Below are 12,190 nucleotides of genomic sequence, written 5' to 3'. Positions count from 1 at the left end.
CCCAAACCTCGCTTCCGGAACACCACGACCGCAGCGTTCCCCGCCGAAAAACCCGAACAGGACGCCATCGCTGCGGTCAGCGTGACGTCCGGCGTTCGGGGCTTACTTCACCGTCTTGTTTTTGTTGTCGAGACTCCCTGGGAGGTATCCCCCCAGCTGGCCGATCTTGTTACATGGGCGCGACCACACCCACCGGCCAACGCCGGGTCACAGTCGTGATTCTGGTGACGGACACTCGGTCCAATCTACCGGCAGCGCGCAAGCGGGAATCCGAAAGGGCCATAGCCGTCGGCTATCTTCCCATTTCACTGTTTCAGCCAGTGATATGCGACCTATCGCGACCAGGGTCGTACAGGTGAGACTGCGCGCAATCGATACTTTCGGCCAGTGCCCGGCCCACCAGAATGACCGCGGCCTGCCGCAGCCCGGCCGCCTCCACGCGGTCCGCGATGTCGGCCAAGGTTCCACGGAGAACCTGCTGCTCGGGCTGGGTCGCCCGGTACACCACGGCCACCGGGCAGGCACTGCCGTAGTCGGCGGTCAGCTCCTGTGCGAGGGCGCGGATCCGGGTGATGGCCAGGTGCAGCACCAGCGTGGCCCGGGTGCGGGCGAAATTGGCCAGCGCCTCCGAATCGGGCATAGCCGTCGAGCGCGCGTGTGTCCGAGTCAACACCACCGACTGCACCTGTTCGGGCACAGTCAGTTCCGCCCCGAGCAGGGCCGCGGCGGCGGCGTACGCGGGCACCCCGGGCGTCACGTCCCACGGAATCCCCAGCGCATCCAGTCGCCGCTTCTGTTCGGTGAGGGCCGAATATATGGAGGGATCGCCCGAGCACAGCCGCGCGACCTCCTTGCCCTCGGCGTGCGCCCGCGCGCAATGCGCCACGATCTCGTCCAGATCCAGCTTCTGGGTATCGATCAACTCGGCGTCGGGCGCGCAGTACGCCAGCACTTCCGGGTCCAGATACGTCCCCGCGTACAGGCACACCGGGGATCGGCGCAGCAGTTCGACCGCGCGCACGGTCAGCAGATCCGCCGCCCCGGGCCCGGCCCCGATGAAGTGCACTGTCATCGGGCGAGTCTCGCACACCCGCTCAGGCGAACCGTCCGACCGCCACCAGCACCGCCACCACGAACAGCACCACGTCCTCGAACACGGTCCGCAGAGTGATCAGCCGCTGACCTCGAACTCGACCAGAACCTTCGTCGGGAAGAGCCGGACGACGAGCTCCCCGGGGACGCCGTTGCGCTTCCCGAACTCCTCGGCCCGGTCCGCGCCCATATAGCGGGCGGCGATGTCGGTGGCCGTGCGGATCAGCTCGTCCTGATCCTCCGAGACCTCGGTCACGCCCTGCACCTGGACGAAGGAGTACGGGGGCGCGGCCACATCCACGCAGAGGGTGACGCGGCCGTCGCGCAGGATCGACCGGCCCTTGGCGGTGTCCTTGCCGGTATTGAAGACGATGTGGTCGTCCTCGACGATGAACCAGATCGGGGCGACCAGGGGCCGGCCGTCGGCGGCCACGAAGGCCAGCTTGCCGGTGCGGGTGCCCTCGGTGAGGAAATCGCGGACGCGCTGATCGGACAGTGAGGCCATGGGCGACACGCTACGACCTCAGATGGCTCCGCGCTCTCGAGCCCTGGCCACGGCGGAGGTTCGGGATTTCACGCCGAGCTTCGAATAGATGTGGACCAGGTGGGATTTGACGGTGGTCTCGGAGAGGAAGAGGCGCTTGCCGATCTCGCGGTTGGAGTGGCCGTCGGCGACCAGGCGCAGGACTTCGATCTCGCGGGGGCTCAGGGTGGTGTCGGGTTTGCGGACCCGGGTCATGAGGCGGGAGGCGACCGACGGGGAGAGGACGCTCTCGCCTTCGGCGGCGGAGCGGACGGCGGCGAGGAGTTCGGCCGGCGGGGTGTCCTTGAGGATGTAGCCGACGGCGCCCGCCTCGATGGCGCCGAGGATGTCGGCGTCGGTGTCGTAGTTGGTGACCACCAGGACGTTCGGCGGGTTCGGGAGGCCACGCAGGGCGGCGGTGGCGTCGGCGCCGGACTTGCCGGGACCGAAGCGGAGGTCCATCAGGACCAGGTCGACCTCGGTCGTTGAGCAGAAGGCCACCGAATCCTCGGCGGTGGCGACCTCCCCCACGACTTCGATGTCGTCGGAATCGGTTTCGGCGACGCTGGAGTCGAGGAGGGCGCGCAGGCCCGCGCGGACGATGGCGTGGTCGTCGGCGAGGAGGATGCGGATCATTGGTCCTCCAGGGGGAAGTAGACGGTGACCGCGGTGTGGCCGGGTTCGGATTCGACATCCATGGTGCCGCCCTGCTGCTCCACCCGATTGCGCATGGCGTTCAAACCGAAGCTGCCCGACGGGGATTCGGCCAGCACGGCCGGATCGATGCCCACCCCGTCGTCGACCACGTCGAGGTGGACGGCGTCATCGCCGTAGGTGAGGGTCACCCGCATGCGTTGAGCCTGCGCGTGCCGCACCACATTCGACACCGCGCCCTGCGCGATGCGGACCAGCGCGGCCTCGATCGGCATGGGCAGCGCCTGCGGATCGCCCTCGACGAGAACCTCCGCGTCCAGTCCGGGCGCGGCGGCCCGCTCCGCGATCCGGGTGAGCGCGCCCGCGAGGGACTGGCCCTCCAGCGCGGCCGGCGTGAGTTCGGCGATGAGATGGCGGGTTTCGACGAGACTGTCGGCGGCGGTCTCCCGGGCCAGCCGAATCCGTTCCAGCGCCGGATGATCGGGGGCGGCCCGCTCGACGGCGTGCAGCAGCAGCTGAATACTGCTGAGCCCCTGCGCGACGGTGTCGTGGATCTCCTGCGCCAGCCGCTCGCGTTCGGCCATCTTGCCCGCGGTGCGTTCCTGTTCGGCGAGAGTCTCTCGGGTGGCGAGCAATTCGTCGATCAGCCGCTGCCGTTCCGCGGCCTCCCGGAACAGCGCCTCGTAGCCGAGCCCGATGGCGACCGCGACCAGCGCGCCCAGCAGCGGGCCGATCACACCGGCGACCGTCCAGCCGCGGTGCGCGGCGAACCCGACGACGGCGACCACGGTCGCGGCGATCACCGCCAGCACGCCCCAATAGCGCGGCAGCAGATGCAGATAGAGGAAGAAGAGGCCGAAGACCAGGTAGACGGCCAGCGGGGCGACGAGCACCAGGGCCAGCCAGAGCAGGGTCAGCGCACCGAGCCAGATCCGCGCTCCCACCAGGTTCCGGCGGAACCGTCCCCCGGTGAAGTAGACGCCGAGGAAGACCCCGGCCAGCACGACCACCAGCACCTGGTGGGCCCCGGAGACGACCTCCTGCACCGCCACCACCACGGTCAACGCCACGACCAGCACGTGCAGCCCGAGCTGCAGTGCGGAGAAGACGGGAGTCAGGGGGGACCGGTGCACGCGACCAGCTTATGCCGGGCAATTACCCCGGCATCCATCGAAAGTAGGAAACGCCGCCGTGCCGTTGGCGGACCGGGATTCGTTCCGCGGCGCGATGGCGGGACGGGCTTTCCCGGCGAGGGTGTAAGTATGTTCGTCGCATTCAGAGATCTGCGGGCGGCCCGCGGCCGCTTCCTCCTGATTACCCTGGTGGTCACGCTGGTCGCGCTGCTGGTCAGTTTTCTCAGCGGTCTCACGGCCGGTCTGGCGCACCAGAACATCTCCGCCATCGAATCGCTGAGGACCGACACCGTCGTCTTCTCCGACACCGGCTCCTCCCCCTCCTTCGACGCCTCCACGCTGAGCACCGAACAGGTACAGACCTGGGAGCGCGCGGGCGGCACCGTCGACCCGATCGGCATCAGCCGCACCCGCGCCACCGTCAACGGGGCGTCCCCCACCCAGGTGGCCCTGTTCGGCGTGCAGGGCACCCCCTTCGGCAAGCGCACAGCTACCGAACCGGGCACGGTGATCCTGTCCAAGGCGGCCGCGAAGAACCTCGAAGCCAAGACCGGTGACACGGTCGAGCTGGGCTCGGCGCGCTACAACGTCGCGGGCGTGACCGACGACGACTGGTACGCGCACACCCCGGTGGTGTGGATGACGCTGTCGGACTGGCAGGCGCTGAACCCGCATTCGGGCGCGGCCACCATCCTCGCGGTCTCGGGGGTGAGCGAACAGAAGGCGCTGAACTCGACCGCGCACACCACCACGACCAGCAGCAAGGACTCACTGTCCGCCATGGCCTCGTACCAGGCCGAGAACGGGTCGCTGACACTGATGACCGTCATGCTGTTCGCCATCTCGGCGCTCGTGATCGGCGCGTTCTTCACCGTGTGGACCGTGCAGCGGCAGCCCGATATCGCGACCCTGAAGGCCTTGGGCGCGACCACCGGATCGCTGATCCGGGATGCCTTGAGCCAGGCCCTGATCGTGCTGCTGCTCGGCGTCGGCGTGGGTGTCGGAATCACCGTCGTGGCCGGACTGTTCATGGGCGGCGCGGTGCCGTTCATCCTCAGCGCGGGCACCACGCTGTTCCCGGCGGCCGCCCTGATCGCGCTCGGCCTGCTCGGCGCCGCGTTCGCGCTGCGCTTCCTCGTCACCACCGATCCGCTGACCGCGCTCAACCAGGCCCGCTGATGACCACGATCCCTTTGCCTCCCAGGAGCATCGCGATGACCAACACACTGACCGTCTCCGACCTCACCCTCACCTTCCCGGACGGCGCGGAGCGCATCACCGCGCTCGACCGCGTGAACCTGCGCGTGGGCGGCGGCGAGATCGCCGCCATCACCGGGCCGTCGGGATCCGGCAAGTCCACGCTGCTGGCCACGGTGTCGACGCTGCTGCGCCCGGAATCGGGGCGCGTAGAACTCGACACCGCCTCCGGGACCGTGAATCTCGCGGAGCTGAGCCGTCGGGATGCGGCGACGATGCGGCGGGATTCGATCGGGATCGTGTTCCAGCAGTCCAATCTGATTCCCGCGCTGACGACCATCGAGCAGCTCGAGGCGATGGTGCATCTGGGGCAGAGTTGGTTCGTTTCGCCCGGCAAGCGGCGTGAAGTTCGCGCGCGGGCGCGGGATCTGCTGCACGCGGTGGGGTTGAGCGGCCACGAGAACAAGAGACCGGCTCAGCTTTCCGGTGGGCAGCGGCAGCGGGTCAATATCGCGCGGGCGCTGATGAATGATCCGTCGTTGCTGGTGATCGACGAACCGACCAGTGCGCTGGATCAGGAACGCGGGGCCGCGATCATCGATCTGATCGTCGGGATCGTGCGCGAGCACGGTGCGGCCACTCTGCTCGTCACGCACGATCTTTCGCATCTGGATCAGATGGACAGCGTTTACCAGATGGTGGATGGCGTTCTTACACAGCAGAAATCGGCGATTGCCGCCTGAATTGCCCAGGGATACCGGACGGGGTCGCCACGACTACGTCCGGTATCCCGCTTTCGGTCCGGCGTCGTGCGCTCTTCAGCTCTTGCCTTCGACCGCACGCGCCGCACGGTCACGAATCTTCCGCATCTCTTCCACCAGCTCGGCCGGACCGTGCACCGTGATCTCGACCTCCAACTGCAGCAAGCGATGCGCCACCCACTCCGGCAGATCATCGCGCCGCATGTCCAGCGCACAAGCCTCCGGCCCCCGTTCGACGATATCGCCCGGCCCCTCCCCCAGCCGACCGATCACGGCCGAGGCCGGAGCGGCGATATCCACCTGGAAGCGCAAGGACGACGTCCCCCAGTCGGTTCGATCGCCGATGATGTAGGCGGCGGGGTCGGCCGCGGGAAGCTCCCGGGGCACGAACCGAGCCCCGGTGGCGAGCACTCGACTGACCCGGTCGGCTCGAAAACTCCGCCAATCACCGCGGTCGAGGTCGAACCCGACCAGGTACCAGCGGTGCCTGTACGGCACGAGGCCGACCGGTTCGACATGGCGACGGGTCTCGGCGCCATTCGCCGCCTCGTACCCGAAACGGACGCGTTCGGTGTTGGAGATCGCCGCCGCCAGTGCGGTGAGTAGTTCCGGGTCCACGATGTTCGCTCCCGCGCCCGGGGCGATGGTGGCGACACCCAGCACCCGCACTCGGCGGCGCAGTTTGGCGGGCAGGACCTGTTCGAGTTTGGCGAGCGCACGGACCGAGGCCTCCTCGATGCCGGCGATGGCGGATCCCGCGGCGCCGCGCAGGCCGACGGCGATGGCCACGGCCTCGTCGTCGTCGAGGAGCAGCGGCGGCATGGCGGCGCCGGCCACCAGGCGATAGCCGCCGGTCGCGCCCATGGTGGCCTCGACCGGGTAGCCGAGGTCGCGGAGCCGGTCGATATCGCGGCGCACCGTGCGGTCGGTGACGCCGAGACGGTCCGCCAGTTCGCTGCCGGGCCATTCGCGCGGGGTCTGCAGGAGGGACAGCAAACGGAGCAGCCGGGCCGACGTATCGCTCATGAATTCCATCCTGCGCTCGAAGTAGGACAAGAATAGTCCTACATGCTTCGTAACCTGGTCGGCGAACCGTTCACCGAATACCAAGGGGAGCCACGATGACCAGCACCGATATTCGCCCGTTCCGCATCGCCGTGCCGCAGTCCGAGCTCGACGACCTCCACGACCGCCTGGCGCGGGCCCGCTGGAGCGGGCAGCTGCCGGGGCAGGGCTGGGAGCGCGGTGTGCCGGTGGACTATCTGCGCGAGCTGGCCGAGTATTGGCGTACCGGATTCGACTGGCGCGCACAGGAAGCGGCGCACAATGCGTTCCCGCAGTTCCTGACCGAGATCGACGGGCTGGATGTGCATTTCCTGCATGTGCGTTCCGAGGATCCGGACGCGGTGCCGCTGATCCTCACGCACGGGTGGCCGAACAGTTTCGTCGAGTTCACGAAAACCATTCCGCTGCTGACGAATCCCCGGGCGCACGGCATGGAATCGGCGCGGGCTTTCCATGTGGTGATTCCGTCGGTACCCGGGTTCGGGTTCTCCGAGGCGCCGCGTGAGCCGGGGATGAAGCCGCGCCGGGTCGCCCGGATGTGGGTGGAGCTGATGGCGCGGCTCGGTTACGACCGGTACGGCGCGCAGGGCGGGGATCTGGGCGCGTACGTGGTGCAGGAGATGGCGATCGCCGATCCGGCTCATCTGATCGGCGTGCACATCGACGGCGGTATCGGGATGCCGACCGCGGCGGACGTGCCGACCATGACGGCCGAGGAGCGCGCCGAATGGGATCTCATGCAGAAGTGGCAGTCCGGGGTGAACCACCACGTGCTGTTGCGGCAGGCGCCGCAGACTTTCGCGCACGGGTGGGCCGATTCGCCGGTCGGGCTGCTGGGTTGGCTGGTGCACAAGTTCAACGAGTTCTCACCGCTGGCCGATCACCTGGAGGAGGCGGTGGATCGCGATCAGCTGCTGGCCAACGCGAGCGTCTTCTGGTTCACCGATACCGCCGCCACCTCGTCGTGGCCCATGTACAACGGCCTCGGCGACGACGGATTCGCCTGGCCGGCGGGCCAGAAACTGGTCCCGATCGGCGTGTATTCCGGCGGATCGCCGCTCATGCGCCGCCTCGCGGAACGCGATAACACCATCGCGTACTGGCCCGAGGGCAACACCGGTAACCATTTCCTCGCCATGGATGTGCCCAGGGCGCACGCGGCCGATATCCAGACCTTCTTCGACCTCGTGTCACGGCAGCGTTAGCGGACCGAGCGGTCCCGAAAGACGTAGGGTGCTCGTCATGGCGAGGACCAAGGAGTTCGACCCCGGCACCGCCTTGCACCGCGCTCTCGAATTGTTCTGGGAGCAGGGCTATGAGGCGACCTCGATGGCGGATCTGGTTGAGCATCTTGGGATTGCCAAGGCGAGCATCTACGGCACCTTCGGCGGTAAGCGCGACTTGTATCTGAAGGCTCTGCGGCGCTATCTCGAGACCACTGATCCGGCCATCATGGCGGAGCTGTCGCAGCCCGGTCCGGTACTGCCGGCGGTGCGCGGACTGGTCGAGCGGTTCGTGCGCGAAGCCTCCAGTCCCGATTCGTATCTGGGTTGCATGGTGGTGAACAGCGCGGTCGAACGGGCCCGCACCGACGAGGCGGTGGCGCGGCTGGTGGAGTCCAGCTGGGCACACCTGGAAACGACGTTGACTTCGGCACTGCTGCGGGCTCGCGCGCAGGGAGAACTGGCCGCGGATTCGGATCCGCGTTCACTTGCCCGATTCCTCCTGGTTTTCCTCCAGGGTGTCCGAGTTCTGGAGCGAACGCCGGATTCCGCTGCGCGCCTGCGCGATGCGGCGCGGACAGCCGTATCCGTGCTCGCCTGAACGGATTTCCGATTCATCCACAGTTTTCACGACCGACCGGATTCGAGACCGATCGTTCCATATAGAACAGGCTCACCGATTGATCGTCGGTTATGGGGAGGTTCCCCTAGCGGAATGGCAGTGGGCTGTTGAACCGGCAGACACGTCCCTGTCATCTGCGCTGACTACTGTGCTTGGAATTCGCAGGGAGCGGTATTAGGAGCAGTAGCGATGAGGGACACACTGCCATCCAAGAACCAAGTCCTTCAGGCTTGCCGTGGGACAGGATTTCCCGGACATCCACTATTGCGCGCCGCGCACGATCTGACCGGGCTGCACGAGCGCCTGCTCAGCGCCCGGCCGGAGCAGCTCACCGAACTCGACACGCGCCGTTCGAATTTGGTGCACGAGATCGACTGCTGGGTGACGGCGCAATTGCCACCGTCGCACGGCGCGGCCCGCGTGCACACCGAGACGCTCGGCGCGGTCATCGACCGGCTGGCCCGGCTCACCGCCGCCGCCTATGCCGCCCTGTCGCGCGAATCCGGCCGGGACCTCACCGTGGCCTGGGAGCATCTGGCCGAATTGGCCGTCGGCTACGAGGATTTGGCGTCGGAGGTGTGCACCGGGCGGCGGCGCCTGCCCGGTGCACACTGAGCAACCCGCGCAGCCGCGGGTTTCCGATTATCCGCGAGGCTGCTGGGCGGCGTACCAATCGAGCAGTTCGGGCACGTCGACGGCGGTGGGGGCCACCACGGTGGCGGCTTCCGCGCCCTGGAAGAGCTTCTTGATCGGCACTTCCAGCTTCTTGCCGGTGCGGGTGTGCGGAATGCCGGGGGCGGCGATGATTTCGTCGGGGACATGCCGCGGGGACACCTCGGCGCGAATGGTCGCATTGATCCGGCCGCGCAATTCGTCGGTCAATTCGACGCCGGGGGTGAGCACCACGAACAATGGCATCCAGTAGCCGCCGTCGGGCTGTTCGGCACCGATGACCAGCGCCTCGGCGATCTCCGGAATACGTTCCACCGCCTGGTAGATGTCGGCGCTGCCCATCCGGATGCCCTGCCGATTCAGGGTGGAATCCGAGCGCCCGTGCACGACGATGCTGCCGTGGCCGGTGATGGTGATCCAGTCGCCGTGCCGCCAGACGCCGGGGAACATCTCGAAGTAGGCGTCACGGTAGCGGGAGCCGTCGGCGTCGTTCCAGAACGACACCGGCATGGACGGCATCGGCTTGGTGATGACCAGCTCACCGACCTCGTCCCGAACCGGATTGCCCTGTTCGTCCCAGGCGTCCAGGGCCACACCGAGATACGGGGCCGACAGTTCACCCGGCCACACCGGCACGGTGCGGACGCCGCCGATGAACGCCGACACCACGTCGGTGCCGCCGCTGATCGAGGCCACCGGCACCCGCTCGCCGACATTGTCGCGCAGCCACAGCGAGGACGACGGCGGCAGCGACGAGCCGGTGATGCCGACCAGCCGCAGCGCGGACAGATCGTGATCGGTGCGCGGCACGGATCCGGCCTTGGCGCAGGCCAGCACGTAGCCGGGGCTGGTGCCGAGGACGGTGGCGCGGGTGCGGGCGGCCAGCCGCCACAGCGCGTCCGGGGCGGGCGCGGCGGGGCTGCCGTCATAGCAGACGATGGTGGCGCCGACCAGCAGTCCGGCGACCTGGAAGTTCCACATCATCCAGCTGGGGCTGGTGTACCAGAAGAACGTGTCGTCGGGCCCGATATCGGATTGCAGGGCAACGGCTTTCAGGTGCTCCAGCAGCACGCCGCCGTGTCCGTGCACGATGCCCTTGGGCTTGCCGGTGGTGCCGGACGAGTACAGCACCCACAGCGGGTGCGCGAAATCCACGGCTTCGATGTCGAAGTCGACCTCCGCGTCGCCCGGATCGACGTTCTCCCAGGCGATCGCGTCCGGCACGGTCGCGCCGATGCGCGACACCACCACGGTCCCGGCCAGCGACGGCAGGCCCGCGCGCAGCGCCGCGATATCGGCGGTCTTGTCGTGCACCTTGCCGCCGAAGCGGTACCCGTCGGCCGTGACCAGCACCTTCGGTTCGAGTTGGCCGAGCCGGTCGAGGGCGGCCTGCGCGGAATAGTCCTGCCCGCAAGCGCTCCAGATGGCTCCGATACCGGCGGTGGCCAGGAACGCGATCACGGCTTCGGCGATGTTCGGCAGGTATCCGGCGACCCGGTCGCCGGGGCCGACGCCCAGTTCGCGCAGGGTGCGCGCGAACGCGGCGGCGGTGGCGACCAGCGCGGCCCAGGAGATCTCGGTGACCTCGCCGGTCTCGTCGACCGACAGGATCGCGGGCCGGTCGTCACGAACCTGCCGCAGCACCTGCTCGACATAATTCAGCCGCGCCCCCGGGAACCACTGCGCGCCCGGCATTTCCATGGAGCCGAGCACGTCGCCGGTCCGGTCGCCGAGGTCGAAGTAGTCCCAGAGCGCGCCCCAGAACCCTTCCAGGTCGTCGATCGACCACTGCCACAAGGCCTGATAGTCCGGAAAGGACAGTCCTGTCCGCTTCTCGGCGAACAGCGCGAAGCTGGTCACCTGGGCCTCGGCGAGATCGTCGTCGCTCGGCACCCACTGTGGTTCCACCGCCATACCTCCTACGACGCGTATCCCGCGCTGCCGGCCGCGTCGGCCCGCTGCACGATGCGCTCGGCGTGCCGGATGACCGGCATATCCACCATGCGCCCTTCGAAGGTGAAGACACCCCGATGGTTGGGTGCTTCCACCAAAAGCCTTTGCGCCCAGTCGACCTCCGTGGCGGCGGGCGCGTAGGCGGTCCGGATGACCGGCAGCTGACTGGGGTGGATGGCCACCTTGGCGTCGAAGCCGATGGCCACCGCGTCCTCGGACTCGGCGGCCAGCCCGGTCAGATCCGCGATGTCGAGATACACCGAGTCCAGCGCGAACTTGCCGTACGCCTTGGCCGCCAGCAGCGACTGCGACCGCACGTGCCGGGCCACATCGCGGTAGCCGCCGTGCGCGTGCCGGCTGGAATTGCCGCCCAGCGCGGCGACCAGGTCCTCCGCGCCCCACATGACGCCGATGGCATTGCGCACCATGACCGCCCGGCCGACGGCGAGCGCGCCCAGCGGGGATTCGATGAGCGCGATCACCTCGTAGTCGCTCAGCCGCGTGATCTGCTCGGCCGATTCGCATTTCGGCAGCATGATGCGGCGGTACTCGGTGCGCACCAGGGCGTCCAGGTCGAGCATGTGCTCGAGGGTGCCCGCGGCGTTCACGCGGACGACGGTCCGCTCGGGGTCGAGCGGGTTGGCGATCAGCGACTCGCGGGCCGCGGCCTTGTCGGCCTCGGCGACGCCGTCCTCGAGGTCGATGATGACCACGTCGGCCGCGGCGAGCGCTTTACCGTAGCGCTCGGGGCGGTCGGCGGGGCAGAAAAGCCAAGCGGGGCCGGGCATTTCCCAACTCATGACGGTTCCTCCAGCGAGCTGGACAGTGGATTCCGCCTCACGAGGGTCTTACGGATGGCGGTGGCGACGACGTCACCGTGTTGATTGCGGCCGGTGTGCGCGAAGGTCACGATGCCCTCGCCCGGACGGCTCTTGGACTCGCGCAGCTCGGTGACCACGGTTTCCGCGTACAGCGTGTCGCCGTGGAACAGCGGCTTGGGGAACGCGATATCGGAGAAGCCGAGGTTGGCCACGATGGTGCCCTGCGTCAGCTGCGCGACCGACAGACCGACCAGCGTCGAGAGCGTGAACATGGAGTTCACCAGACGCTGATGGAACGGCGGCAGCGCGTCGGAGAACGCCGCGTCCAGGTGCAGGGCCTGGGTGTTCATGGTCAACGTCGTGAACAGCACATTGTCGGCCTCGGTGATGGTCCGCCCCGGCCGGTGCTCATAGACCACACCGATCTCGAACTCGTCGAACCACAAGCCGCGCTGAACGACCCGCTTCACCTCG

13 protein-coding genes are annotated in these 12,190 nt (G+C 68.0%); 5 read left to right on the top strand and 8 right to left on the bottom strand.

Translation table 11 applies throughout. The features are described from left to right. Nucleotides 1-313: 313 nt before the first annotated feature. The 4 genes from cobM to ACFV4K_RS01550 all read right to left on the bottom strand — a co-directional run bounded on the left by cobM (nt 314) and on the right by ACFV4K_RS01550 (nt 3,402). On the bottom strand, nt 314-1,072 hold the full coding sequence (gene cobM / locus ACFV4K_RS01565; RefSeq protein WP_379271151.1) for a precorrin-4 C(11)-methyltransferase: 759 nt from the start codon (nt 1,070-1,072) through the stop codon (nt 314-316). A gap of 99 nt (nt 1,073-1,171) precedes the next feature. Continuing rightward, nucleotides 1,172-1,597, bottom strand: a complete 426-nt coding sequence (locus ACFV4K_RS01560) for a PPOX class F420-dependent oxidoreductase (RefSeq protein WP_379271149.1) — start codon at nt 1,595-1,597, stop codon at nt 1,172-1,174. An 18-nt stretch (nt 1,598-1,615) separates the two neighbouring features. Beyond that, the gene (locus ACFV4K_RS01555; protein WP_379271148.1) at nt 1,616-2,251 is read right to left on the bottom strand and encodes a LuxR C-terminal-related transcriptional regulator; all 636 of its coding nucleotides are present in this window, start codon (nt 2,249-2,251) and stop codon (nt 1,616-1,618) included. Then, nucleotides 2,248-3,402, bottom strand: a complete 1,155-nt coding sequence (locus tag ACFV4K_RS01550) for a sensor histidine kinase (protein ID WP_379271146.1) — start codon at nt 3,400-3,402, stop codon at nt 2,248-2,250. The genes ACFV4K_RS01555 and ACFV4K_RS01550 overlap by 4 nt, the downstream gene beginning before the upstream one ends. 129 nt (nt 3,403-3,531) lie before the next feature. On the opposite strand from ACFV4K_RS01550, the gene ACFV4K_RS01545 reads away from it, so the two are divergent. Further along, the gene (locus ACFV4K_RS01545; protein ID WP_379271144.1) at nt 3,532-4,581 is read left to right on the top strand and encodes an ABC transporter permease; all 1,050 of its coding nucleotides are present in this window, start codon (nt 3,532-3,534) and stop codon (nt 4,579-4,581) included. Between the two features lie 35 nt (nt 4,582-4,616). Continuing rightward, a complete protein-coding gene (locus ACFV4K_RS01540; RefSeq protein ID WP_379271143.1) occupies nt 4,617-5,342 on the top strand; it encodes an ABC transporter ATP-binding protein in 726 nt (241 codons plus the stop codon). 75 nt (nt 5,343-5,417) lie between these two features. Here the strand turns inward: ACFV4K_RS01540 and ACFV4K_RS01535 are convergent, their stop codons facing one another. Next, nucleotides 5,418-6,386, bottom strand: a complete 969-nt coding sequence (locus tag ACFV4K_RS01535) for a helix-turn-helix transcriptional regulator (protein ID WP_379271142.1) — start codon at nt 6,384-6,386, stop codon at nt 5,418-5,420. A 95-nt stretch (nt 6,387-6,481) separates the two neighbouring features. On the opposite strand from ACFV4K_RS01535, the gene ACFV4K_RS01530 reads away from it, so the two are divergent. The 3 genes from ACFV4K_RS01530 (at nt 6,482) to ACFV4K_RS01520 (ending at nt 8,885) form a co-directional block, all read left to right on the top strand. Continuing rightward, nucleotides 6,482-7,630 (top strand): epoxide hydrolase family protein, encoded by a 1,149-nt coding sequence (locus ACFV4K_RS01530; RefSeq protein ID WP_379271141.1) that lies wholly within the window; start codon nt 6,482-6,484, stop codon nt 7,628-7,630. 37 nt (nt 7,631-7,667) lie between these two features. Continuing rightward, on the top strand, nt 7,668-8,249 hold the full coding sequence (locus tag ACFV4K_RS01525) for a TetR/AcrR family transcriptional regulator (protein WP_379271140.1): 582 nt from the start codon (nt 7,668-7,670) through the stop codon (nt 8,247-8,249). A 210-nt stretch (nt 8,250-8,459) separates the two neighbouring features. Further along, nucleotides 8,460-8,885, top strand: coding sequence for a DUF4254 domain-containing protein (locus tag ACFV4K_RS01520; protein WP_379271139.1), 426 nt, complete (start codon nt 8,460-8,462; stop codon nt 8,883-8,885). 27 nt (nt 8,886-8,912) lie between these two features. Here the strand turns inward: ACFV4K_RS01520 and ACFV4K_RS01515 are convergent, their stop codons facing one another. From ACFV4K_RS01515 to ACFV4K_RS01505, 3 genes are read right to left on the bottom strand one after another with little or no spacing between them, the layout of a single operon-like run. Further along, nucleotides 8,913-10,856: an acetoacetate--CoA ligase gene (locus ACFV4K_RS01515; RefSeq protein WP_379271138.1), complete on the bottom strand. Its 1,944-nt coding sequence runs from the start codon at nt 10,854-10,856 to the stop codon at nt 8,913-8,915. Between the two features lie 5 nt (nt 10,857-10,861). Beyond that, nucleotides 10,862-11,695 carry an HpcH/HpaI aldolase/citrate lyase family protein gene (locus ACFV4K_RS01510; protein WP_379271137.1) on the bottom strand — a complete coding sequence of 278 codons (834 nt, stop codon included), beginning with the start codon at nt 11,693-11,695 and terminating at the stop codon, nt 10,862-10,864. Continuing rightward, the gene (locus tag ACFV4K_RS01505; protein ID WP_379271136.1) at nt 11,692-12,186 is read right to left on the bottom strand and encodes a MaoC family dehydratase; all 495 of its coding nucleotides are present in this window, start codon (nt 12,184-12,186) and stop codon (nt 11,692-11,694) included. Before ACFV4K_RS01505 ends, ACFV4K_RS01510 begins: the two co-directional genes overlap by 4 nt. Between the last annotated feature and the right edge of the window lie 4 nt (nt 12,187-12,190).

The organism is Nocardia sp. NPDC059764 (assembly GCF_042732555.1).
Classification (GTDB): Bacteria; Actinomycetota; Actinomycetes; order Mycobacteriales; family Mycobacteriaceae; genus Nocardia.
The sequence above is the reverse complement of the archived record's forward strand: the minus strand, read 5'-3'. Positions and strand labels throughout refer to the sequence as shown.